The 23,329-nt window shown below is 69.5% G+C and carries 17 protein-coding genes and 1 pseudogene; 8 read left to right on the top strand and 10 right to left on the bottom strand.

The genetic code is table 11. The features are described 5' to 3' along the window. Positions 1 to 14 precede the first annotated feature (14 nt). The 5 genes from FGD71_RS09700 to FGD71_RS09680 form a co-directional block, all read right to left on the bottom strand. Positions 15 to 1,775: an amylo-alpha-1,6-glucosidase gene (locus FGD71_RS09700; protein WP_119099981.1), complete on the bottom strand. Its 1,761-nt coding sequence runs from the start codon at positions 1,773 to 1,775 to the stop codon at positions 15 to 17. 77 nt (positions 1,776 to 1,852) lie between these two features. Beyond that, positions 1,853 to 2,710, bottom strand: a complete 858-nt coding sequence (locus tag FGD71_RS09695; RefSeq protein WP_240436490.1) for a carbohydrate ABC transporter permease — start codon at positions 2,708 to 2,710, stop codon at positions 1,853 to 1,855. Beyond that, positions 2,707 to 3,693: a carbohydrate ABC transporter permease gene (locus tag FGD71_RS09690; RefSeq protein ID WP_119099979.1), complete on the bottom strand. Its 987-nt coding sequence runs from the start codon at positions 3,691 to 3,693 to the stop codon at positions 2,707 to 2,709. Before FGD71_RS09690 ends, FGD71_RS09695 begins: the two co-directional genes overlap by 4 nt. 19 nt (positions 3,694 to 3,712) lie before the next feature. Beyond that, entirely contained in the window at positions 3,713 to 4,957 is a 1,245-nt protein-coding gene (locus FGD71_RS09685) for a sugar ABC transporter substrate-binding protein (RefSeq protein ID WP_119099978.1), read from the bottom strand. A 288-nt stretch (positions 4,958 to 5,245) separates the two neighbouring features. Continuing rightward, positions 5,246 to 6,292, bottom strand: a complete 1,047-nt coding sequence (locus FGD71_RS09680) for a LacI family DNA-binding transcriptional regulator (RefSeq protein ID WP_119099977.1) — start codon at positions 6,290 to 6,292, stop codon at positions 5,246 to 5,248. Between the two features lie 563 nt (positions 6,293 to 6,855). Between FGD71_RS09680 and FGD71_RS09675 the strand changes: the two genes are divergently transcribed. Further along, complete coding sequence (locus FGD71_RS09675; protein WP_119099976.1) at positions 6,856 to 9,498, top strand: carbohydrate-binding protein; 2,643 nt, start codon at positions 6,856 to 6,858, stop codon at positions 9,496 to 9,498. Between the two features lie 149 nt (positions 9,499 to 9,647). On the opposite strand, the gene FGD71_RS09670 is transcribed toward FGD71_RS09675, so the two are convergent. Together FGD71_RS09670 and FGD71_RS09665 are read right to left on the bottom strand one after the other, a co-directional pair. Next, positions 9,648 to 10,358: a GntR family transcriptional regulator gene (locus FGD71_RS09670; protein ID WP_162931081.1), complete on the bottom strand. Its 711-nt coding sequence runs from the start codon at positions 10,356 to 10,358 to the stop codon at positions 9,648 to 9,650. Positions 10,359 to 10,641: 283 nt separating this feature from the next. Beyond that, on the bottom strand, positions 10,642 to 11,520 hold the full coding sequence (locus FGD71_RS09665) for a LysR family transcriptional regulator (RefSeq protein WP_119099974.1): 879 nt from the start codon (positions 11,518 to 11,520) through the stop codon (positions 10,642 to 10,644). A gap of 70 nt (positions 11,521 to 11,590) precedes the next feature. Between FGD71_RS09665 and FGD71_RS09660 the strand changes: the two genes are divergently transcribed. The 5 genes and pseudogenes from FGD71_RS09660 (at position 11,591) to FGD71_RS09640 (ending at position 17,302) form a co-directional block, all read left to right on the top strand. Then, positions 11,591 to 12,187 carry a short chain dehydrogenase gene (locus tag FGD71_RS09660; RefSeq protein ID WP_119099973.1) on the top strand — a complete coding sequence of 199 codons (597 nt, stop codon included), beginning with the start codon at positions 11,591 to 11,593 and terminating at the stop codon, positions 12,185 to 12,187. Positions 12,188 to 12,458: 271 nt separating this feature from the next. Further along, positions 12,459 to 13,754 carry an NAD(P)/FAD-dependent oxidoreductase gene (locus FGD71_RS09655; RefSeq protein WP_119099972.1) on the top strand — a complete coding sequence of 432 codons (1,296 nt, stop codon included), beginning with the start codon at positions 12,459 to 12,461 and terminating at the stop codon, positions 13,752 to 13,754. Then, positions 13,751 to 14,668 carry a dihydrodipicolinate synthase family protein gene (locus FGD71_RS09650; RefSeq protein ID WP_119099971.1) on the top strand — a complete coding sequence of 306 codons (918 nt, stop codon included), beginning with the start codon at positions 13,751 to 13,753 and terminating at the stop codon, positions 14,666 to 14,668. The genes FGD71_RS09655 and FGD71_RS09650 overlap by 4 nt, the downstream gene beginning before the upstream one ends. Beyond that, complete coding sequence (locus FGD71_RS09645; protein WP_119099970.1) at positions 14,668 to 15,759, top strand: proline racemase family protein; 1,092 nt, start codon at positions 14,668 to 14,670, stop codon at positions 15,757 to 15,759. The genes FGD71_RS09650 and FGD71_RS09645 overlap by 1 nt, the downstream gene beginning before the upstream one ends. Before the next feature lie 3 nt (positions 15,760 to 15,762). Then, positions 15,763 to 17,302 (top strand): annotated as a pseudogene (locus tag FGD71_RS09640) (gamma-aminobutyraldehyde dehydrogenase). Here FGD71_RS09640 and FGD71_RS09635 read toward each other — a convergent pair. Further along, entirely contained in the window at positions 17,299 to 17,904 is a 606-nt protein-coding gene (locus tag FGD71_RS09635) for a dihydrofolate reductase family protein (RefSeq protein ID WP_162931080.1), read from the bottom strand. The pseudogene FGD71_RS09640 and the gene FGD71_RS09635 overlap by 4 nt on opposite strands. A 311-nt stretch (positions 17,905 to 18,215) precedes the next feature. On the opposite strand from FGD71_RS09635, the gene FGD71_RS09630 reads away from it, so the two are divergent. Then, the gene (locus tag FGD71_RS09630) at positions 18,216 to 18,671 is read left to right on the top strand and encodes a MarR family winged helix-turn-helix transcriptional regulator (RefSeq protein WP_119099968.1); all 456 of its coding nucleotides are present in this window, start codon (positions 18,216 to 18,218) and stop codon (positions 18,669 to 18,671) included. 106 nt (positions 18,672 to 18,777) lie between these two features. Beyond that, positions 18,778 to 19,770 (top strand): Lrp/AsnC family transcriptional regulator, encoded by a 993-nt coding sequence (locus FGD71_RS09625; protein ID WP_119099967.1) that lies wholly within the window; start codon positions 18,778 to 18,780, stop codon positions 19,768 to 19,770. A 12-nt stretch (positions 19,771 to 19,782) separates the two neighbouring features. On the opposite strand, the gene FGD71_RS09620 is transcribed toward FGD71_RS09625, so the two are convergent. Together FGD71_RS09620 and FGD71_RS09615 are read right to left on the bottom strand one after the other, a co-directional pair. After that, positions 19,783 to 22,224, bottom strand: a complete 2,442-nt coding sequence (locus tag FGD71_RS09620; RefSeq protein WP_240436489.1) for a DHA2 family efflux MFS transporter permease subunit — start codon at positions 22,222 to 22,224, stop codon at positions 19,783 to 19,785. A 228-nt stretch (positions 22,225 to 22,452) separates the two neighbouring features. Next, on the bottom strand, positions 22,453 to 23,298 hold the full coding sequence (locus FGD71_RS09615; protein ID WP_119099965.1) for a class I SAM-dependent methyltransferase: 846 nt from the start codon (positions 23,296 to 23,298) through the stop codon (positions 22,453 to 22,455). Between the last annotated feature and the right edge of the window lie 31 nt (positions 23,299 to 23,329).

Here is a 23,329-nt window from a genome sequence, read left to right as displayed (position 1 = left end):
GCCCAGGTGGTCGTTCAGCCGCCGGTGTGTGCGGCGGATGTGGGTGCCGTGCGCCGGAGTTCGTGGGCTTCGGCGAGGAGGAGGTAGGCGGCGGCGGTCCAGGTGTAGGCGCGGTCGCGCAGGCCGGTGCCGGTGAGGGCGTCGAAGTTCTCCGCGAAGCCGTGGGTTTCGCACAGGGCCCGGAAACGGGCGCTGATCTCGTCCGCGAGACGGTGGTGGCCGCTGCGGCGCAGGCCGTCCTCGATGAGGACGGTGGCGGGCGCCCAGATCGGGCCGCGCCAGTAGCCGTCGGCGCGGTAGTGGGGTGAGTCGGGCAGTTCGGTGGCCAGTCCGTACGGGGTCAGGTGGGCCTCGATACGGGCCGCCAGGACGCTGCTCACGCTTTCCGGCAGGTGCTCCCCCAGTGCCATCGGCATCAGGTCCAGCAGGCTTGAGCTGCTCCAGGTCTGAGAGCTGTCGACGCCCCTGGCCACGAACCGCTCGCCCGTCCACAGTTCGTCGAGCATCGCTGCCTGGGTCGCCTCGGCGGTGCGGGTCCAGTGGCGGGCCTCGTCGGGACGGCCCAGTTCGGCGGCCAGGCCCGCGAGTTCATGGAGCTGGAGGGTGAGGAAGGCGGCCAGGTCGGCACTGACGACCACGCGCTCGGGGTCGAAGGTCGTGGCGTTGTCCCAGCCGCTGTCGTTGCCGTGCTGGTAGTGGGGCAGGGCGGCACCCGGGGCGCGGCGTGCGGTGAGCCAGAAGTCCGTCCAGCGTCGCAACTGGCGGTAGATCTCGGTGAGTTCCGTACGTCCGAGGGACTCGGGGAGCCGTCGGCGCAGGTGGGCCAGGGTCCAGCCGTGGATGGGTGGTTTGACGAAGTTGTAGAGGACCTCCGAGTGGGTCACCGAGTCGGGCAGCGCCCCGCTCTCGTCCTGGTGGTCGAACGGCAGCGAGAACTGGTCGAAGGCCAGATCGGGTGCTCCCGGCGCCAGGGCGAGGGCGTTGAAGCAGTGGTCCCAGCTCCAGACCTTGTCCATCCAGTGCTTGGACATCAGCACCGCGGGCCGGGTGACCAGGGCTGCCGGGCGGACCGTCGCCGACCACAGGACGTACGCGGCGAGTTCGGCGGCCGGGGTACGGGAGGAGCGCCAGGGGGCCACCGCCTCGACGAAGGCGGCAAAGGCCCCCTCCTGCGCGAACACGACCTCGCCGAACGTCATGCGGGAGGCGTAGGGGCGTCGTGCGCTGTCCAGTTCCTCGACCGCCGCTTCCCAGACTCCGCCGGCGTCCGCGGTGATCGTGAGCGCGCGGTCGCCGCTGCCCAGCGCCTGACCTCCGGACGCCTCGCCCACGCCCGACAGTACGGTCACCCGGTAGCGGCGTCCGGTCTCGTACGAGGTGAACATGTACGCCCCGTCCACGGGGTCGCGGTAGAAGTACGTGCCCGTGAAGGGCGTGAGGGTCTGCGCCGCCGCGGTGATGCGCAGGCCCAGCCCCTCACCGCGCAGGCGGACGGTGTCCGGTGACGCGTAGACGAGGCCGATGCGTCCGCCGTCATGGACCCATCTGAGCCGGCTCGGTGTCGCCTCGACACGGGTCTCGGCCCGGTCGCCCGTCATCGCGTCGAGGGGCACGAAGCGCAGGACGGCGTGCATGCCGTTCTGGTGGGAGACCAGGTGGAGGTCCTCGGCGTGCGTCTTCTCCGCCACCACGGGCGAGATGCCGAACCAGGAGCCGTGCGTGCTGAACGGAATGTCATGGATGGAGAAGGCCGGGCCGGATCGGACGGCGGTCATTAAGGGGCACTCGTTTCTTCAGCGGGGGTCACCGGCGATGGGCCATGCGGTGGCCAGGAGGGAGTCGGTCCGTCACGTCAGTCCTTGACGGCTCCGGCGGTGACGCCGGCGGCGACGTAACGCTGGGCGAGGACGAGGATCACGGTGGCGGGCAGCGAGGCGACGACGGCGGTGGCCATGATGGCGTTCCACTCCTGGTTGTTGTTGCCGATGTACTGGTAGATGCCGAGGGTGATCGGCTCGTGGGCCCCGCCGTTCGCGAGGGTGCTGGCGAAGACGAAGTCCGACCACGACCAGAGGAACGCGAACAGCGACACCGTGACGACGGCGTTGCGGCTCATGGGCAGGACGACGTACCAGAAGGTGCGCAGGGCACCGGCTCCGTCCGTCTTCGCCGCCTGGAGGAGTTCGCCGGGGATGCCGGACATGAACGCGGTGAAGATCAGGACGGCGAACGGGACGGCCAGCGTGGAGTCCGCGACGATCAGGCCGGGCACCGACTGGAGCAGGCCGAGGCTGAGGTAGATGGCGTAGAAGCCCATCGCCATGATGATGCCGGGGATCATCTGGGCGACCAGGAAGAGGAAGCCGATCACGCCGCCGCCGCGTGGCCGCAGTTTGGCCAGTGCGTAGCCGGCGGGCGCGGACAGCGCCACGGTCAGCACGACCGTGCCGAGACCGATGACCAGGCTCGTGGCGAGATAGGGAAGCTGCTGGTCGAGTACGGCGCGGTAGCCGTCCAGGGTGCCGTGGACGGGGAACCAGTCCGGCGGCGACTTGCGCATGTCCTGGTCGCGGGTGAAGGACACGTTGAGCATCCAATAGACCGGGAAGAGCATGACCGTCGTGAGCAACAGGCCCGTGGCCGTCTTCCACCAGCCGGCCCGTCCGCGGCGCCGGCGGTGTGTGCTGGGGGCTGTCATGAGACTGGTCATGAGGCGTACTGCTTTCGCTGGACTCTCAGGTACACCAGGCCGAGGACGAGGGCCGCGACGACGAGCAGGTTCCCGACGGCCGCACCGGGGCCGAAGGCGGGGAGCAGGTTGCCGAAGCCGAGCCGGTAGGACCAGGTGGCGAAGGTGGTGGACGAGTCCGCCGGACCGCCCTTGGTCATGATCCAGATGATGTCGAAGACCTTGAGCGTGTAGACCAGGCCCAGCAGGAGGGTGATGGCGGACACCGGGCGCAGCAGCGGGAAGGTGATGTGCCTGAAGCGCCGCCAGGCGCCGGCGCCGTCGAGGGCGGCCGCTTCGTAGAGGCTGCGGGGGATCGACTGCAGACCGCTGTGGAGCACGACCAGGTTGAACGGCACGCCGATCCAGATGTTGGCGATGATCACCGAGGTCAGCGACCACGAAGGTGAGGTCAGCCAGTTCACCGGATCGATACCGAAGGCGTGCAGGGCGGAGTTGACGACACCGGAGTCGCTGTTGAGCATCCACGACCAGGTGGAGGCCGACACGATGAGCGGCAGCAACCAGGGCACCAGGAACAGGGCCCGCAGCGTCGCGGAGAGCCGGAAGTGCTGGTTGAAGAAGACCGCGAGGGCCAGGCCGATGGCGTATTGGAAGAACAGGCACACGGCGGTGAACACCACGGTGTGCATCAGGGCGGGGCCGAAGGCCGGGTCGTCGAAGACGGTCCGGTAGTTCTGCAGACCGGTGAACGGCGCGTTGCCCTGGACGAAGGAGCGGACGGTGTAGTTGCGCAGGCTCAGGTCGACGTTGCGGTAGAGCGGATAGGCGTAGAAGAGGGCGAGGTAGACGGTCACGGGGGCGAGGAATGCCCAGGCGGCCCACTGCTGGGATCTGGGACGGCGCCGGGTGGCGGTGCGAGCCCGGGGCGAGGCGGCGGTGGCCGCCGCCCCTTTCCGTTCGCGTACCGGCCGGCGGTCCGGCAGTTGCGTCGTTCGGTTCACAACAAGACCTGGTTTCGGGCTACTTGACGGCGTCCTGTGCCGCGGTGAGAGCGGCCTTCGGCGACTGCGACCCGCTGAGGGCGGACTGGACCGCCTTCCACAACTGCTCAGAAATCTTGGGGTACTTGGTGCCGAGGTCGTCACTGGTGCGTCCCTTGGCCGCCTTGACCGCCTCGACCCAGGGCTTGAGCTTGGCGTCGGAGGCCACCTGCTTGTCCTGCACCTCGCCGGTGGGGGCCACGTACGACAGGGTGGTGTCCGTGTCGTACAGGTTCTCGGTGCTGGTCAGGCAGGACACCAGCTTCCGCGTGGTGGCGTAGCGACCGGTGTCGCTCTGGACCGGGACGGTGACGAACTCGCCGCCCGTCGGGGCCGCGGCGTTGCCCCCGTCGGCGCCGGGGATGGGCAGAACGCCGTAGTCGAACCCGGCCTTCTCGGCGCCCGCGAGCTGCCAGGTGCCGTTCTCGGCGAACGCGTAGTCGCCGCTCGCGAACTCCTGCCAGCTGGTGGTCTGGGTGTTGTTGATGACCGAGTTGGGCGCGTAGCCCTTCTTCAGCCAGTCGTTCCACAGGGACAGCGCCGACACGCCCTGGGAGGAGTCGAGTTCGGTCAGCTGCGCTCCCGAGCCCCAGAACCACGGCAGGAACTGGAAGCTGCCCTCCTCGGTGCCGATCGCGGAGAAGGTGACGCCCTTCTTCCCCGCCTTCTTGACCTTCGCCAGCGCCGCCGTCAGTGACTTCCAGTCCTTGACCGAGGCGATGTCCACGCCCGCGGTTTTGAGGACGTCCTTGTTGTAGTAGAGGGCGAGGGTGTTGGCGCCGATGGGCGTGCCGTAGGTCTTGCCGTCCGCCTGACCGGCCGCGAGCAGGTTGGGGTCCGCCTTGGAGGTGTCCACCTTGTTCTCGTCGGTGGTGGTGAGCGCCCCGGCCTCGGCGAGGGTCGACACCACCGGGTTGTCGAGGATGAGGACGTCCGGGGAGTTGTCCTGCTGGGCTGCCAGCAGTGCCTTGTTCGTCAGGTCGCTGGTGTCGAAGGCCGTCCGCTTGATCTTGACCCCGGCCTTGCTGCCACAACTGTCCAGCAGCTTCGCCCAGTCCGAATCCTTGGCGAACTGCGGATAGGGGTCCCAGATGGTGTAGTTGCCGCCGTCCGCCGCCTTCGCGGACGGGGTGTCGTCGCCGGAGGAGCAGGCGGTGGTGCCGGCGGTGAGGGCGACGACGGTCATGGCGGTGGCGGTGACACGGCGTCTTGTGGGTCTGTTCATGGGACGTTCCTCTTGTTGCGGGTCAGGTTTGGATGTGGGCATGCCAAGCACACGAATGACTGCGCGCGATACAGCCGCGCACAACTCAGCCATTCCGGCGCTTGAGGAGCGGGGTCCGGGGGCCGGCCCCGAAACGGGGTTGAAGGGGCGAAGCCCCGGGGATGAGGGGGGTCCCCCTGCTCGAGCGAAGCCGAGAGCTTGGGGGAGGGTAGGGGCGGCGGGGGCGAAGAACGCCTCCGACGCGGACAGTTGCGGCTCCGACAGTGGGCAGCCGGTCGGGGCAGCCGGTCAGGCGTTCAAGTCGGAGCCGGGGGTCGCGGGCGCAGCGGTGCCGGCGGGTCCGGTGCTGGCGCGGAGCGAGATCGGCGGAGCGAGCAGGTGGTGGCGAGGCGGTGCGTCAGGGTGGTCGAGCCGCTCGACGAGCAGTTCGACGGCCAGACGCCCCATCTGCGCCGCCGGCATGTCGGCCGCCGTGAGCTGCGGTGTCACCGTCTCGGCCCACCGGGCGGCCACGACGCCGGTGACGGAGAAGTCGCGCGGCACATGGCGGCCCGCATGGGCCAGGCCGCGGTAGAGGCCGCCCAGTGCGGCTTCGTTCAGCGTGACGAGGGCCGTGGTGGCGGGGTCGTCGTACAGGATCCGCTCCAGGCAGGCCTGGCCCGAGGGAGCGTCGTCCCCGCAGGTGTACGTGCGGACGGTGAGCCCGCGCTCCGCGGCGGCCTTGGTGAAGCCGTCGAGTCCTCGGTGCGCGGATTCGTACCCGGCGCGCAGGAGCCGCTCGGGCCGGTTGACGAAGGCGATCCTGCGGTGGCCCAGGTCCGCGAGGTGGTGGACACAGGCCGCCGCCAGCGCGGTGTGGTCCAGGCCGACCCACCAGTCGCTCTCCGGCTGCGCGGTACGGCCGATGCAGACGGCGGGGAAGTTCTCGGCGAGGAGGTGGTCGACCCGGTCGTCCTGAAGCCTGATCTCCATCAGGATCGCGCCGTCGACGCGTCGCTCGCCCAGAAGCCGCTGGAATGAGCGGTCGCTGTCCACACCGCTGGGTGAGAGCAGTACGTCGTAGTCGTGGGCAGCCGCGGCCTCCACCACGCTGCCGATGAAATCGAGCTGCATTCCGGTGTAGTGGTCGCCGGCCGGCGGGAAGACCAGACCGATGGTGTTGGTCCGGCCGTTGGCCAGGGCGCGTGCGCTCGCGTTGGGCCGGTAGCCCAGGTCGTCGATGACGCGCTGGATCTTCTCTCGGGTGTGGTCCGACACGGCACGCTTGCCGCTCAACGCGTACGACACGGTGCTCCGCGAGACACCGGCCCGCTTGGCAATCTCACCGATGTTCACGGAACTCCTTCGTCGAACCGGTTCGCTGATCCCTGAGAGAGAGGATCGTACCGGTCGGGGGTGCTGAGGGAACGAAAGGGCGATGATCCCGGTTGTCGAACCGGTTCGCATGAAGGGAAGGTAAGAAGCCGACCGGGCAGGTGTCAATGCCTTGCGCACACTTTCCGAAACACTCGGGAAGCCCGACGCGCCGCACGCGACAACCACCGTCCATATCCCGTGCCATCGCTCTGACCGCCAACTTTGATCTCTCCTGCGGCCCACGCCGCACCGGAGGTCCGCCCGCACCGGGGCGGAGAGATCGTGTCGGGAGTATTGCTGGCCCGATTCACCGGTGCTAGCTTCCGGCGAACCGGTTCGACAAGGGCGCGGGACACCACTCCGCCGTCAAAGACACCTCCCCCATGACAGCGAGCCATGTGCGCAGCATGTGTCGAACCGGTTCGAATCGGCGATCGAGACAGACCAGGCCGCCGAACCACCCCCTTCTTTGCGCCCCCAGGGACAACACGGAGACTTCAGTGCCACGCAGAAGAAGAACAGCAGGAGCAGGCGCCGCGGCGGTGACGGTCCTCGCCACCGTTCTCGCCTCAACCACCGCCGGCAGTGCCGGGGCGGCGGAGCCGGAACGGCTCGTCGTGGACCTCGCCACCGACACCGGCCCCTTCCACGGCGGGGCTTCCGGCTCGCTGTACGGCATCTACGGCGACGGAGTGCCGAGCCGCAACCTCCTCGAGGGCATGCACGTCCGTACGGTGTCGACGAAGGCGCAGGACGGGCCCCAGCACCCGGGGGCCGACGCCCTCGAGGTCCTGCCGCCGTTCGTGGACTCCGGCGGCAAGGACGTCTACATCTACATGACCGACATCTACCGCGGCTTCCCCTACCAGTGGCCGGGCGCGGACGGCCCCGCGCGGCTCGCCGACTTCAAGGCGAAGATCAAGAAACAGGTCGAACAGGTCCTGACCATGGGCGACTACAAGGACCACGTCGTCTACGTGCCCTTCAACGAACCCGAAGGGAACATGTTCGGCACCGGTGACTGGAGCTACAACAAGGTCTCCTGGCTCAAGGACCCGCAGCACTACTTCGCGGCGTGGAAGGAGACCTACCAGCTCATCAAGAGCCTCGACCCGAAGGCGCGCATCGCCGGACCCAATACCAGCGTGCTCTACGACCAGGTCAAGGGCTTCCTGCAGTACGCCAAGGCCAACGACGTCGTCCCTGACGTGATGACCTGGCACGAGTTGTCGTCGCCCGCCGCGGTCCGGACGAGTGTCGCCAAGTACCGGCAGTGGGAGAAGGAGGTCGGTATCGAGCCGCTGCCCATCAACGTCAACGAGTACGGCCACAACTACCATCTGTCCGTGCCCGGCCAGGTCGTCCAGTGGGTCTCCGCCATCGAGGAGTCCAAGATCGACGCCGACCTTGCGTACTGGAACATCGACGGCAACCTCAACGACTCGGCGGTGGAGGCGAACAAGGGCAACGGCCAGTGGTGGCTGTTCAATGCCTATGGCCAGATGACCGGACACACCGTGGAGGTGACCGCCCCGCACCCCAACGTGCAGTACACCCTCCAGGGTGTCGCCACGCTCGACGAGGGCAAGAAGCAGTCCCGGGCCATCTTCGGCGGCAAGAGCGGCGACGCGGACGTCGTCTTCCAGAACATCGACCCCGAACTGTTCGGCACGACGGTGCATGCCACCGTGCAGGAGATCCCGTGGACCGGGCAGGTCGGCGACTCGGCCCAGCCGCTGCGGCTCGCGGACCAGGACATCCAGGTCGGTACCGACGGCACCGTCACCCTCCCGATGACCGGTATGAACGAGATGTCGGCGTACCAGGTCATCCTCTCCCCCGGCGGAAACGGCGGAGCACCGGCCGAACCCTCTGTGAGCTGGCGGAAGACGTACGAGGCGGAGAACGCCGCCTACACCGGCGGCGGCTACTCCAAGAACGGCCCTGAGGGATCGCCCCGCCAGGTCGGGAAGTTCGCGACTTCGGGCGCCTACAACGTGGGAGGCCTGCGCACCGGCTCCGACGGAGTGCTCGCCTTCGACGTGGAGGTCCCGCAGGACGGCACGTACGACCTGAGCGTGTTCGCCAACTCCTACAACCTGTACGACCGGGTGAAGGAACAGGGCCCCACCAATGTCTTCCTGCGCGTGGACGGCAAGGATCCGCAGGAGCTGCGGCTGCCGCTCGGCTACAAGTGGGTGGTCTGGGGCCACACCGATACTTCGGTTAAGCTGACTGCCGGCAAGCACCGGATCACGCTCGCCGCGAAGGACCCGGACCTGGGCGTCACCAAGGGCGACGCGATCATCGACAAGATCGACCTGTCGCTGCGCGACGAGCGCGTGACCGCGCCGGCGATCTACGAGGCGGAGTACGCGACCCTCTCCGGAGCCCGGCCCGACTACAGCCGCTCCGGCGCGTCCGGCCCCGGCACGGTGCCGCTGCCCAAGGACGCCTCGACAACCTTCTGGGTGCACGCGCCTTCCGACGGCGAGGCGACCGTGTCCGTCGACCATCTCGGCGGCGGCCGGGCGGGCCTCTCCCTCAACGGCGAGGAGCTCGACGTTCCCAAGGTCGGGGGCGGCAAGAAGGGCACGGACGACATCCGGGTGTTCCTGTCCGGCGGCGTCAACAAGATCACCGTCACCGGTGCCTCACGCGAACTGGCCCTGGACCGCCTGCGCGTCACGCCTTCCCACGGCACCCTGGTGCCGACGGTCTACCAGGCGGAGGACGGCACAGTCAGCGGCGCCGCCAAGGTGACCGACGCCTACGGCTTCGCCTCCGGCGGGAAGGCGGTCACCGATGTCGGCGACGGCAAGGCCAACGGCCTCACCCTCGACGTCGTCGCCGAGCGCTCCGGCCGGCACGCGCTGACCATCCGCTACTCCAACGCCGAACAGGCCCCGGCCACCCACTACAACCCCGACCCGGTAGCCCGTCACGCCGACCTCTCGGTCAACGGCGGACCGGCCCGTCGCGTCCTCTTCCCGACGACCTTCCACTTCAACAACTTCTGGGACCTGACCGTCCCGGTCACCCTGGAGAAGGGCACGAACCGGCTCACCTTCACCGCGGAGGAACTCCCCGACTTCAACGGCGACACCCACAACCAGTACGACCAGCGATCCCCGTACGCACCCGTCATCGACCGGGTCGCCGTCACACCGCTCACGCAGAAGTAGCCTGCGAACGTCCCGGGAGGCGCCGGTGGATGACCGGCCGTCCCGGGACCCGTGCATCCGCACCCGTGCACCCGGGCCCGGCGGTCCGGGGAACCCCGACCTTGGGTCCGCGGATCGTTGGGCGCGGCCACGGACGGTCGCGGAACTGATCAGGCCTCGGAGCCCTCTCCGCGGCGCTTTCGCTCGGCGATCATCTCGATCAGCTCGTCGGCGCTCGCCCGGGTGTGACGTTCCACTTCGGCCTCGATGACTGCGGGGTCGCCGCCGAGAATGGCGTCGATCAGCTGTTCGTGGACGTTCAGGGCCCGGTCGGGATCGGACCGCGTGCTCTCGTCGACCGTGATGGCGACGTTGATCTGGGCTTCCACGGTGGGCCAGAGCCTCTTCAGCATGGTGTTGTCGGAGCCGTCCCAGATGGTGCGGTGCAGGGCGATGTGTGCCTGGTGGAGGCGTGCGGCGTCCTGCGATCCGTGCGCGTCGCGGTACTCCTGCCACGCGGCCTCCAGCGCTGCCCTCCGGGAGCCGTCGGGGTCGTCGGCCAACGCCCGCGCCGCGAGTGTCTCCAGGGCCACGCGGACGGCCGCGATGTCGGTGATGAACTTCTCGTCGATCGACGTGACGACGACTCCGCGATAAGGCTGCTGCTCAAGGAGCCCTTCGTGGATCAACTGGTAGATGGCTTCGCGCAGGGTCGGGCGGCTGACGCCCAGCTGCTGGGCGATGTGGACCTCGCGCACCCGCTGGCCGGCCTCCAGCTCGCCGGCCATGATGGCGCGGCGGAGCTCGTCCACCACGGCATCGCGGCGCGTCTGGGTGGTGACCGGCCTAGGACCGGCGGCCTGCGCTGCGTGCTCGCTCATGCATCCTCCGCAGATTGTCAGACCGCATTCTATGGGAGCGGTGGAAGGGACGACGGGCACGCGGCGCGGTTCAGAACCGGATGGCGTCGATGAACGCCCTGGGGCCCGGTGTACGGGGATGGGTGAAGGCCCCGCTGGGCAGGGCGTCCTACTTGTTCGGTGCAGGTGCCGTTCGACTTCACGACGATGGTCGCAGGCGCGTCGGCACAGCATGGCGACCCAGCACGCTGGTTCTCTTGCGCAAGCCGGCGTTCGTGCCCGGCCGTTGCTCTCCTGGCGGTGGCTACGACTCCAGACTCTCGGCGCCGGTCATATCGTGGGCCATGTCCCGCAGATGATCGAGAAAAGTGAGGGTGGCCGGATGCGCGGGAGTGCGCGGCCAGACCAGGCGGACCGTCACAGGGGGTGCGTCCGAGAGTGGCAGGTAGCGGACGCCGGGATGCGGATGGCTGTGCTCGGTGGCCTCGGCGGTGACACCGACCGCCTCTCCCGTGGCGATCACGGTGAGCCACTCGTCGACGTTGGCCACCTCGAACGTCCGAGGGCGTCGCCCCTCGTGCCAGAGACCGGCCGTGGTGGCGGCGGTGGCACACAGCACGACCGACCGGTCGGCGAGATCGGCCAGGCGCACGGCTGGGCGCCGGGCGAGCGGATCATCCTCGGGTACGGCGGCCAAGCGCCTCTCCCGGTACAGCGGCCACACTTCCAGCCCGGCGCCCGGGGCGGGCATGGTGCGCAGGAGTGCCGCGTCGATCTCCCCGCGACGCAGAGCCGCCTCCGGGTCGTCGCCGCGGTGCACCCGCAGCGGGGTGCCGGGGTGTTCCTCGCGCCAGGTACGCAGCAGCGGCACGGTACGGTCACCGAGCGCGGCCCAGGCGAAACCGATACGCAGCGGCCGCACCCCCGCCGCGACTTCCGCCAGCGCGTCGTCCAGCTGATGGAGAATCAGGTGGGCGCGCTCGTACAGCCGTTGACCGGCTTCGGTGAGGGCCAGGGCGCGGGTGGTGCGCTCGACCAGGCGCACGCCGACCCGGCTCTCCAACTGCTCCAGAGTGCGCGAGAGAGCGGGCTGGCTGATGTGGAGCACGGCCGCGGCACCGGTGATGGTGCCCTCGTCGCCGATCGCGGCCAGCGCCCGCAGGTGCCGTAGCTCCACATTCATAACCCTGGAGCATAAGTGCTTTACAGAAGGCATTTCCCGCACACTGCCGACCGGGCCTAGCGTCGCAGCCATGAAGATTCTTCTCATCGGCGCCACCGGCACACTCGGTACGGCCGTCCACAAGGCGCTCGGCGATCGCGGACACGAGGTCCTGACCGTGGGACGCGGTGGCGGTGACCTGCGCTACGACATCACCGACCCGGTACAGATCACCGAACTGTACGACCGGGCCGGCCGGGTGGACGCGGTGGCGAGCGCCGCCGGTGACGTGCCGTACAAGCCGGTCACCGAGATGACGCCCGAGGACTACCTGGCCGCCTTCCGGGGCAAGGTGCTCAGCCAGATCGACCTGGTGCGACAGGGGGTTCCCCACATCGCGGAGCGGGGCTCCTTCACCGTGATCACCGGCATACTCGCCCGCGAACCGATCCCCACCGGCAGTGCGGCCTCCATGGCCAACGGCGCCCTGGAGGCATTCGTGCGTGCCGCCGCAATCGAGATCGCCCCGCAGCGCATCAACGCGATCAGCCCCACGGTCTTCACCGAGAGCCTCGCCGACTACGGCGACTACTTCCCGGGCATGGCGTCGGTCGATCTCGCCGACGTCGCCCAGGCGTACGTCCGTTCCGTCGAGGGCGCCCAGACCGGGCAGATCTACGCTCCATAGTGGTCATTTCCGCAGCTCAGGGCCCCCGTTTCAGTGGGGGCCCTTCTGCGTGTGCGCTCGCGCATGTGCGCGGCGGCCGCGGGATGCAGCCTCCGGGAGGCAGGAGCAAGCTCATTCGGAACAAGTTCACCGCGGCTTATTGACTGCGCCGGGCGCCGAGCTTAGCGTCACCTCCAGGCGCAGATTGTTTGACAATCTGCGAACCATCCTCGGGATTGCCGCCCCGCTGCAAGAGGCGCCGGTCGCGCCCTGTCAGGAGGTACACGACTCCATGCGCATCATCGTCGTCGGCGCCGGGGCCGTCGGCCTGGCCAGTGCCTATCGGTTGGCCAAGAGCGGCTGCGAAGTGGTGGTACTGGACGCCCGGCGCGCGGGCTCCGCCGCCACGCACGGCAACGCGGCCAAGATCGCACTGGCAGAGAGCGGACCGGTGCCGGCCCCCGGAGTCATCCTGCAGTCCCTGAAGTGGATGCTGAAGCCGGACAGCCCGCTGTACGTCAAGCCCTCGCTCGCCCCGGGCTTCGTGAAATTCATGCTGAGCATGGCCCGGCACTGCACGGCCCGGGACTTCCGCCGCGGGCTGGAGATCCAACTGCGCCTTGCCGAGGGGACCATGGACCTCCTCGACGACTGGACCCGGGACGGCGTCTCCTTCGAGATGCACAAGGCCGGCGTCCTGTTGGCCTTCGAGACCCGGGACCGTTACGAGGAGCAGTGTGCCTCCCTGGATGTCTTCGAGCGGTTCGGCATGCTGCCCGAGCACCTGCACGGGGACGCCGTCCAGGCCAGGGAACCGGTGCTGAACGGCCGTATCCGCCACGGCCTGTTCTTCCCGGACGACCGGCAGGTCGAGCCCGACTCCCTGACCCAGGGCCTGCTCAAGCGCTGCCAGGAGCTGGGCGTGCGGATCCACGAGCACACACCGGTACGCCGTTTCCTGCGCCGGGGCGGCACTGTGACCGGAGTTCTCACCGACAAAGGCGAGTTCACCGGCGGCAGCCTGCTGCTGGCGTCCGGTGTCTGGGCCGGACGCATGTCCCGGGCCCTCGGCGTGTCGCTGCCCATCCGCCCCGGCAAGGGCTACAGCGTCGACTACTCCCCCGCGCCCGTGCCGCTGCGCACTCCCCTGACCCTGGAGGACGCCCGGGTCGCGGTGACCCCACTGAACGGATTCCTGCGCCTGGCCGGGACGATGGAGTTCGGCGGCCTGGAGGAGAGCGTCAACCCGCGGCGCGTCGCCGCCATCAAGCAGGCCGCGGCTGACTCCCTGACCGGCTGGGACAACCCTCCGGGAGAGGCCGCCCCCTGGGCGGGCCTGCGGCCCATGACCCCGGACAGCCTGCCGGTCATCGGCCGGCTGGACCCGCTGCCCAACGTCTACGTCGCCTCGGGCCACGGCATGCTGGGCCTCACGCTGGCCCCCGCGACCGCCGAGATCATCACCGAGGCCATCACCCGGCAGCACCTCCCGGCCACCGCCGAGGCGGTCTCCCCCCCGCCGCTTCACCCGCAGGTGACCTTCCTTCCGCAGCATCCCTTCGTTCCGATCTCAGGAGATCTCCCATGAGCGCCCCGCAGTTCACCGGCATCCTCGCCGCCGCCGTCACCCCGCTGACCGCGGACGGCTCCGCCATCGACGCCACGGGCGTCCAGCGCCAGGTCGACCACATCATCTCCGGCGGCATCCACGGTCTCGTCCCCGGCGGCAGCACCGGCGAGTTCACCACGCTGACCTCGAACGAGCGCAAGCAGGTCACCGAGCTGTATGTCGAGGCCGCTGCCGGACGCGCCCCGGTGGTCGCCGGAACGGCCGCGCTGAGCACGGCCGAGACCGTGGAGCTGAGCGTTCACGCCGAGAAGGCCGGCGCGTGCGCCGTCATGATCGTGCCGCCGTTCTACGACGCCCCGTCCTTCGAGGAACTCCTCGCCTACTTCGGCACGGTCTCGGAGGCGGTCGGCATCCCGATCATGTACTACAACATCCCCTCCGCAAGCGGCGTTCAGCTCACTCCGGAGCAGCTGGCGCAGCTGGCCCGCGAGACCGCGGTGACGTCCTACAAGGACACCGGCGGCGACTTCGCCTGGCTCTCCGCCGTCCAGCAGCAGCACGCACAGGACATCACCACCCTCAACGGCTGGGACACCCTCACCTTCGCCGCCCTGGCGAGCGGAGCCAAGGCCGGCGTGTGGGGCACCGCCGGCGTGATCCCCCGGCTGTGCGCCGGCCTGTACGACGCCCTCGCCGTCCGGGCCGATCTGCACGCCGCACGCGAGCTGTGGGCGAAGATCTTCCCGATCTGCCGGTTCCTGGAGTCCCACAACTACGCCTGCGGCATCAAGACCGGGCTCGACCTCGTCGGCGTGAGCGCCGGCCCCACCCGCCGGCCCGTCCTGCCGCTGGCCCCCGAGTACCGCGAGGAGCTGCGCACCCTGCTCACCGCCGCCGGCGTCGAGACCGTCGACGCCGCCGTGGCGGCGTAATGGCCGCGCACCGCCGCATCCACGCGATCGACGTCCACGCCGAGGGCGAACCCGGGCGTGTGCTGATCGGCAGCCACCTGCACGTCCGGGGCGCCACCATGGCCGAACGGCTGCGGTACTGCGAGAAACACCTCGACGACCTGCGCCGGCTCCTGCTGCGCGAGCCGCGCGGCTACCCGGCCCTGTGCGGCGCCCTGGTACTGCCCCCGGCCGACCCGGCAGCCGACTTCGGCCTGGTCGTGCTGGAACAGGGCGGCTTCCGCCCCATGTCCGGCTCCAACCTGATCTGCGCCGTCACCGCCCTCGTGGAGACGGGCGCGGTCCCGGTCACCGAGCCGGTCACCGAACTCACCGTGGACACCGCGGTCGGCCTCGTCCGGGTCCGCGCCGATGTCGAGGGCGGCAGGGCCACCCGGGTCACCTTCGCCAACGTGCCCGCTTTCGCGATCGCCCTCGACCACGTCCTGGAGCTGCCCGAATACGGGCCCGTGCAGGCCGACATTGTCTTCGGCGGTCAGTTCTACGTCCAGGCGCGCGCCGCGGACCTCGGCATCCGACTCGATCCCTCCGCCGCCAAACAAATCGCCCGCGCCGGAGCGGTGCTGCGGACCGCAGCCCAGCAGCAGTTCCCGGTCAGCCACCCGCTCAACCCCGGCGTCAACCGGATCTCCCTGACGATGATCCACGCCCCGTCCGCGACGCCGGGTGCCTCCGGCCGCAACGTGGTCGTCCTGCCGAACGGCGAGGTGGACCTTGCCGACCCGGCGACCTGGACCGGCACGCTTGACCGCTCTCCCTGCGGCACCGGCACAAGTGGTCGCATGGCCGCCCTGCACGCCCGCGGCGAACTCCCCCTGGACACGCCGTTCGTCCACGAGTCGATCCTCGGCACCACCTTCACCGGCACGCTCCTGGACACCACCCGCATCGGCCCCTACGAGGCCGTGCTGCCGACGATCAGCGGCCGCGGATGGATCACCGCCTTCAGTCAGTACGTCCTGGACGAGACCGACCCCTTCCCGCACGGCTACACGCTCGGCGACCTGTGGGGCGAGCAGAGCTCCGGCCCCGAGACCCGATCGGAGAAGTGACTGATGGAGACCACCGGACAGCAGTTCATCGCGGGCAAGCGCCGCTCCGGCACGTCCGGCGAGCAGTACTCGGTGACCAACCCGGCCAACGGCGAGGTCCTGGCCACCGACACCCTGGCCGGCCCGGACGACGTGCACGAGGCGGTGGCCGCCGCCCGCGCCGCTTTCGCCGCATGGTCGCGCACCACCCCCGCCGAGCGCTCCGAGGCGATGCTGCGCTGGGCGGACATCCTCCAGCACCGCGGCGAGGAACTCGCCCGCACCGAAAGCCGCATCGGCGGCAAGCCGATCAGGCTGACCCGCGACTTCGACGTCCCCGGCACCATCGACAACGTCCGGTTCTTCGCCGGGGCGGCCCGCAACCTGGAAGGCCGCGCCTCGGCGGAGTACTCCGCCGAACACACCTCCACCATCCGCCGCGAACCCCTCGGCGTCATCGGCTCCATCGCCCCCTGGAACTACCCGCTGCAGATGGCCGCCTGGAAGGCGCTGCCCGCCGTCGCCGCCGGCAACACCGTGGTCCTCAAGCCCTCCGAACTCACCCCGCTCACCTCAGTGATGTTCGCCGAGGCGGCTCAGGAGGCCGGCATCCCCGACGGCGTCATCAACATCGTCACCGGCAGCGGACCGGTCGCCGGCCAGGCCCTCGTCACCCACCCCGACGTCGCCATGGTGTCCTTCACCGGCTCCACCGCGGTCGGCCGCCGAGTCGCCGCGCAGGCGGCCGGGTTGGTCAAGCGCGTCCACCTCGAACTCGGCGGCAAGGCCCCGTTCCTCGTGTTCGACGACGCCGACCTGGAAGCCGCCGCCCGCGGCGCCGTGGCCGGAGCCCTCATCAACGCCGGCCAGGACTGCACCGCCGCCACCCGCGCCTACGTCCAACGCCCCTGTACGAGGCGTTCGTCGAGCGGGTGGCCGCCCTCATGGACGGCGTGCGCCTGGGCCCGGTCGACGACCCCGCCACCGACATGGGCTCCCTGATCTCCCTGCCACAGCGCGACAAGGTCGCCGCCATGGTCGAGGCCGCCCGCCAGGCCGGAGCCACCATCGTGCGCGGCGGGAGGATCCCCGACGGGCCGCTGGGCCGGGCCGCCTACTACGAGCCCACCCTCATCACCGACGCGGCACAGGACTCCCCCGTCGTCCAGCGGGAGATCTTCGGTCCGGTCCTCGTCTGCCTGCCGTTCGACGGCGACGACGACGCCATCCGGCTCGCCAACGACTCTCCGTACGGACTGGCCGCCTCCGCCTGGACCGGCAACGTGTTCCGCGCCGGACGCGCGAGCCGCGTGATCCAGGCGGGCTGCGTCTGGATCAACGACCACATCCCGATCATCAGCGTGATGCCGCACGGCGGCTACAAGGCCGCCGGCTTCGGCAAGGACATGTCCGCCTACTCCTTCGACGAGTACACCAACGTCAAGCACGTCATGTCGGAGATCACGGCGAGCAGCACAAGTCCTGGCACGACGTGGTCTTCACTATCGACCACATCGGGCCCGTCAGGTCGGCGGCCGAGCAGGTCGGGGACCACGTCCCCTAGTAGCTGTCGTAGCTGGGCTTACCGTTCGGCCGGTAGACGCCGACGATGGTGCCGCCCTTCGTCGTCGAGACGCTGACCGGCTCCAGCGCAGTGGGGATCGCTCCGTCGGCGAACAGCCGCTTGCCGGTGCCGATGATCACCGGATGGATGGTCAGCCGGTACTCGTCGACGAGGCCGTGCTGCATGAGGGTCTGGGCGAGGTCGCCGCTGCCGACGACGTTGATGTTGCCGCCGTCGGACGCCTTCAGCTTGCGTACGGCATCGACGATGTCGCCCTCCAGCAGCGTGGAGTTCTGCCACTCGACGGACGTCAGGGTCCGAGACGCCACGTACTTGTGCATGCCGTTCATCCGATGGGTGAACGGGTTGTCGGGATCGGCGGTCGGCCAGTACGACGCGAAGATCTCGTACGTCTTACGGCCGAGCAGCATCGCGTCGGAGTGCTCGTACCAACCGGCGATGGCCGCGCCGACCTCGTCGTCGGCCACCGGTTTCTGCCAGCCGCCGTGCTCGAAGCCGCTCTCAGCGTCCTCGTCCGGACCGCCCGGCGCCTGCATGACGCCGTCCAGCGTCAGGAACGTGCAAACGATGATCTCGCGCATGGTGCGCTCCCTTCGTCGACTGGTAGACCGCACAACTGCCGAAAACTCATCGGCGGAACTTCCACGGCGCAGCACAAGGGCCGTCGTTTGGATCAGCCCGGCTGTGAGGTGCGGTACCTCTTGGCCGACCCGAGCGGGGTCTGGTGCGTGCAGCCGCAAGACGGAGGAGGGCGTCAATGCGGAGCAGGCAACCGATGACGGCCCGCAGATGGGCGACGTCGACGAGCGGGGCGTAGCCGCCGACTAATTATTCAGGCGCTTGTCTCATGTCAAGCATGTTGACAGTTGTCCAGGTGTCGTATTCTCGCGGCGTGAGACAGGATGACGAGGGGCCGATCGCCGCGAACGCAATGGACCGGGTGAGCTGGGCGCTGCGGCGGGCGGAGTGGGCCGTGCAGGCCCTGAAAGAGCAGCGGCTACGGCCGTTGGGCATGGCGGCCGCGCAGTACTCCCTGCTGATCTCCGTCCATACCGATCCCGGCCTGACGGGCGCGGAGCTCGCCCGCCGCCTGAACGTCACCCCGCAAGCCGTGGCCTCCCTCGTGGCCCGGCTGGAGCAGCGGGGCCATCTGGAACGCCAACCGCACCCGCGCCACGGCCACGTGCAGGAGCTCCATCTCACCGACGCCGGCCGCGACGCCCTGCGCCAGGCCGATGCCGTGATCGTCGAGATCGAACAACGGATCGCCGAGAAGCTGGGCCCCGAGGACAGCACACGGCTGACGGCGCTGCTCGATCAGGTGGCCGATGCTGTCCGGGAGGCGTGACCAGTCCGACGTACCGGCACATCCCGTCGTCGGGGGTGTCCCTCTCACCGCCCATGCCGCTGACCGCGTACGGCGACGCATACCGCTCCAGTCCCAAGGAGTACCGGTGGAGTTCCCCACGCTCGATCGCCTCGACCTGCAAGTGCTGCACGCGCTGCAGCTCGACGGGCGCGCACCGTTCAGCCGTATCGCGACCGCCCTCGGAGTCTCCGACCAGACCGTGGCCCGGCGGTACCGACAGCTGCGCACGACCGCCAACGTGCGTGTGCTCGGTATGACGCACGAGAGCCTGCTCGGCCGGCAGAACTGGATCGTACGACTGCACTGCGTCCCTGATGTGGCGGAGCAGCTCGCGGACGCACTCGCCAAGCGCCCCGACACCCTCTACGTGAGCCTGATGTCCGGTGGCACCGAGGTCTTCTGCGGCATGAAACCGCGCAGCCTGAAGGAGCGGGACGAGCTGCTGTTCGACCGGCTCCAACGCACCCCGCAGATTGTCACCGTGACCGCCCATTGCCTCCTGCACCGCTTCTACGGCGGCCCCCACGGCTGGCTCAACAAATCCAACGCACTGACCCCTGACCAGGAAGCCGCTCTGCGACTGCCGACTCCGGTGCCGCTCGATGCTCCCGTCACCCTGGACACGGCCGACGAGGCGCTCCTCGCGGTGCTCCGCCGCGACGGCCGGGCCACCCTCACTGAGCTGCAGAGGGCCATCGGCCAATCGGAGCCGGCGGTCAAACGGCGGCTCGAGGCCCTGCGTTCCACCGGCGTGCTGTACTTCGACGTGCAGTGCGACCACGCGCCCCTCGGACACGGCGTCGGCGCCATGCTCTGGCTCACTGTGGCGCCTCGCGCCCTCGCCGACGCCGGCCGTAGCCTGGCCGCGCACCCGGAAGTGCATTTCGCCTCTGCCACCACCGGCCAGGCCAACATCGTCGTCGCCACCCATCACCGAAGCCCCGACGAGCTGTACACGTACTTGAGCGAGAAGATCGGCGTCCTCGACGGCATCCAAGCGGTCGAGTCGGCCCTCATCCTGCGTCAGATCAAGCAACTCACCTACGAACCGAACCGAACCGCTGACCGCGGCACGTGATCAGGGGCCCGCTCAGCTCTCCGAATGAGCCAGCTCCACGTCGAACTCACGTCCCGGGCCGTCCACGGCGACGGGTGTGGCCACGGGCGGATAGCCGCCGGCTATCAGCGAGTAGTCGCCCGTGTCCAGGTCAGTGAAGGCATAGACACCGTCCGGCCCGGTAGTCGCGGTGCCGACCACGTTCCCGGCCTGGTCCACGAGGGTCACCCGCGCGTCCGACAGCGGCCGGGCTTCGGCGCCCGCCCGCACGGTGCCCCGAAGCACTGCCCCCGGCCACAGCGACACGTCCAGACGGGCGAGCCGAGGCCCGGACACCCGCACCGGGAGGGCTACAGGCCGGAATCCGGCGGCGTTCACCACAACCGTGACGTCGCCTTCCGGCAGCTCGCCGAACGCGAACCCGCCGGATGCGTCGGTCGTTCCGGCGGCCAGTGCCTCTCCCCGCACGTCTGTCACCGCCACCGTCGCACCCTGCACGGGCAGCCCGTCCCCGGCCGTGACCACCGTGCCGGCCAAGCCGCTGATCACGGAGAGAAGGACGTCGTGGGACAGCGGCTCCTCACCCACCATCACGGTGGATGCCTGCGGTTGGTGGCCCTCCGCCGCCGCGATCAGGACATACGAACCCGCCTCCGGCGCGGCCAGGCCGTAACGGCCTTCTGCACGCGCCACGGCCCGGCCCAGCTGCCGCCCGGTCAGCGAGATCAGCGTCAGCGTGGCTCCCTCGACGGCATCCCCGGCCGCGTCGCGTATCCGGCCGTACAGGACAGGACCCGAACGGCCGTCAGACACGACACCGCCCCCGCCGGTTGCGGAGCCGGGTGCGCGCAGCAACTGCCCGCTCTCCCCCGTCAACTGGCCGCTCTCCCCCGACCGCCCCCGAGCCTGCGCACCGACCAGCACCGGCTCCGGCTCGAACTCCACGGAAGGCTCGGCGTCCTCGCGCGCCACGTGATCCGCAGCACTCGCGGCAGGCGTCGTAGCGTGCTGGGGGCGTCGCAGCAGTACGGCGCCGACGAGTGCGGCGAGCAGGGCCAGGGATGCCGCCACGATCAGGCACAGCTGAAGGCCGTCGAGGAAGGACTCGGACAACGCGCCCATGGCCCGCCCGGTGTCCTTGCCGAGGTTCATCCGGGCCACCGCTCCCAGACCGTCGGCGGTCACGGCGTCGGTGATCCGGTGTGCCGCGGGCCCGGTGACGCCGGCGTCGCGCAGGTGGCCGGGCAGGACGTCGGTGCTCTTGGTCGTCAGCAGGGTGCCCAGTACGGCCGGGCCCAGCGCGCCGCCGACCTGCCGGAAGGCGTTGTTGCCCGCCGACGCCATCCCGGCCAGGTGATGCGGCACCGCCGCGACGGCGGTGGCGGTCATCGGGGTGATCACCAAGCCCAGGCCGAGGCCGAGCAGGGCCAACCGCCAGGCCAGCGGACCGAATGCGGTGCCGGCGTCGACCGCGGTGAAGGAGAACAGCGCGCCCACGGTGGCCAGGAGGCCGGTGGTGATCATGACTCGGGGCGATATCCGGTGCATCAAGCGGCCTGCCAGCGCGCCCACGACCAGACACACCACAGAGGTGACCAGGAGCCGGTAGCCCGCGTGCAGGGTGTCGAGGCGCTGCACCATGCCGAAGTAGAGGCTGAGGACGAAGAAGAAACCGATCAGACCCAGGAACGTGATCATGGCGATGAGGGTGGTCGCGCTGAAGGCCGCGCTGCGGAAGAGCGACAGGTCCAGCATCGGGCTGGGGCTGCGTCGCTCGGCCAGGACGAAAGTGACGGCGCTGACACCCGCCAGCGTCAGGGCCGCGATCACCCGTCCCTCGGAGAAGGAGGCGGCACCGCCCTCGATGACGCCGTAGACCAGCGCGGTGATCGTCACCGCTGCGGTGATCTGGCCGGGCCAGTCCAGTCGGCGCTCACCGGGGGCGCGGGAGTCGGTCACCAGCGGTGCCGCGACCGCCAGGCTGACGATCGCCGCCGGTATGGACGGCAGATAGATCCAGCGCCAGTCGAAGTGCTCGAGGATCACGCCGGCGATCATGGGGCCGACCGCCAGCGCGGCCATCAGGGACGCCGCCCAGAGCCCGACGAACGTGCCGCGCTTGCGCGGGTCGGGCACGGCATGGCTGATCAGCGCAAGCGTCGAGGGCAGCAACGCCGCCGCGCCCAGACCGGCTACCGCCTGGCCGACCCACAGGACCTCGATCGAGTGAGCCCCGAGGGCGATGGCGGCTCCCACACCGGCCAGGGCGAGGCCCGCCAGGTACACCTTCTTGCGGCCGTGTACGTCGCCGAAGACACCGGCGGTCAGGATGAGAGCTGCCATGGGAAGCACGAACGCGGACTGGACCCACGCCAGTTGGGAGGTCGACGCATGCAACGCGCCCTGAATGGCAGGCAGGCTCACCGACACGGTGGTCACTGGCAGATAGGCGACGAACACACCCAGACAGGCCATGACAAGTGTGGCCCCTCGCCGTTCTCGAGGCTCGTTCACCATTGGCGTGACGTTCACGGAACACTCCCTTGTGGCGCGGCGACGCCGCACTCGGCTTACACGCCGACACCTTTCGGCCACCCTTCCTTCGAAGCCAGCCACAGCCTCCAGAACTGGGAAAACCGACATCCGGAGCAGGATTGCGAAGGATTTCCGACAGGCTCGACATGATGATCCCGGCCGAGAGCGTCACCGCTCACCATGTGGTTTCCGCCAGGTCATGATCTCGGTTGCCGGAAGACGCTCCGCGAAGCGGTTCTCCGATGCCGCTTGCTGCAGCACCGCGCGCAGCTCCCGCTCGAAATCCTCCAGCCTTTCGCCGAACAGGTGCGGCGCGGAGTCGGATCGGGAGAACACCCACGCAACGATGTCGTCCGTGGTGCGGTCGACCACTTCCCCGGCCGGCACCACATGGTGTTGGAAGTTCTCGAATCCGGCCCGTTCCACGACGAGGTCCTCCCGGTTCGGCGTGCCGTTGACGAGCTTCCCCTGCCCGGCGCGGCGCACCGGGCCCAGGTACCGGCGCACCAGATCGCTGATCTCTTCGTACGGGGGTGCGGGCAACGGCAGCGGCGTCGGTTCGGCGGGCGGATTCTTGAGGTCGCCCATGTGGACGAACGCGCCTCCCGGCTCCAGCATCTCCAGCACGGTCGCCGCGACACGATCGCGATCCGTCCAGTGGAAGGACTGGGCGAACACCACGACCCGGAACTCACCCAGCCCCGCCGGTAGATCCTCGGCGCGGGCGGCTGCCCAACGTGCGTTGGTCACCCCGCGACGCCTGGCCTGTCGCTGGGCCTCGGCCAGCATGTCCTCGTCCGGGTCGACGCCAACCGCCTCGGTGAAGAACCGTGCCATCGCGAGCAGCACGGTGCCCGGGCCGCAGCCGACGTCGAGGAGTCTGCCCCGGCCGTCAAGGCCGAGGGCCGTGGCCAGTGTTTCGGCAAAGCCCGGAGCGTACGGGAGGCGACCGCGCTCGTAGTAGGCCGCGCTTCCCTGGAACAGGGTGCTGTCCCACTGCCATCCATCAGGCATCTCAATTCCACTCCACGAGTTGGCGAAGCCG

This window comes from Streptomyces sporangiiformans, from assembly GCF_005768555.2.
GTDB lineage: Bacteria > Actinomycetota > Actinomycetes > Streptomycetales > Streptomycetaceae > Streptomyces > Streptomyces sporangiiformans.
Note: the sequence above shows the minus strand (reverse complement) of the source record. Positions and strands in the feature narration are given on the sequence as shown.

Bases quoted from the DNA above. Each gene is read 5' to 3' on its own strand.
- FGD71_RS09700 (WP_119099981.1), bottom strand. From the start codon at position 1,775: ATGACCGCCGTCCGATCCGGCCCGGCCTTCTCCATCCATGACATTCCG.
- FGD71_RS09695 (WP_240436490.1), bottom strand. From the start codon at position 2,710: ATGACCAGTCTCATGACAGCCCCCAGCACACACCGCCGGCGCCGCGGA.
- FGD71_RS09685 (WP_119099978.1), bottom strand. From the start codon at position 4,957: ATGAACAGACCCACAAGACGCCGTGTCACCGCCACCGCCATGACCGTC.
- FGD71_RS09670 (WP_162931081.1), bottom strand. From the start codon at position 10,358: ATGAGCGAGCACGCAGCGCAGGCCGCCGGTCCTAGGCCGGTCACCACC.
- FGD71_RS09665 (WP_119099974.1), bottom strand. From the start codon at position 11,520: ATGAATGTGGAGCTACGGCACCTGCGGGCGCTGGCCGCGATCGGCGAC.
- FGD71_RS09660 (WP_119099973.1), top strand. From the start codon at position 11,591: ATGAAGATTCTTCTCATCGGCGCCACCGGCACACTCGGTACGGCCGTC.
- FGD71_RS09655 (WP_119099972.1), top strand. From the start codon at position 12,459: ATGCGCATCATCGTCGTCGGCGCCGGGGCCGTCGGCCTGGCCAGTGCC.
- FGD71_RS09650 (WP_119099971.1), top strand. From the start codon at position 13,751: ATGAGCGCCCCGCAGTTCACCGGCATCCTCGCCGCCGCCGTCACCCCG.
- FGD71_RS09645 (WP_119099970.1), top strand. From the start codon at position 14,668: ATGGCCGCGCACCGCCGCATCCACGCGATCGACGTCCACGCCGAGGGC.
- FGD71_RS09635 (WP_162931080.1), bottom strand. From the start codon at position 17,904: ATGCGCGAGATCATCGTTTGCACGTTCCTGACGCTGGACGGCGTCATG.
- FGD71_RS09620 (WP_240436489.1), bottom strand. From the start codon at position 22,224: ATGGCCTGTCTGGGTGTGTTCGTCGCCTATCTGCCAGTGACCACCGTG.
- FGD71_RS09615 (WP_119099965.1), bottom strand. From the start codon at position 23,298: ATGCCTGATGGATGGCAGTGGGACAGCACCCTGTTCCAGGGAAGCGCG.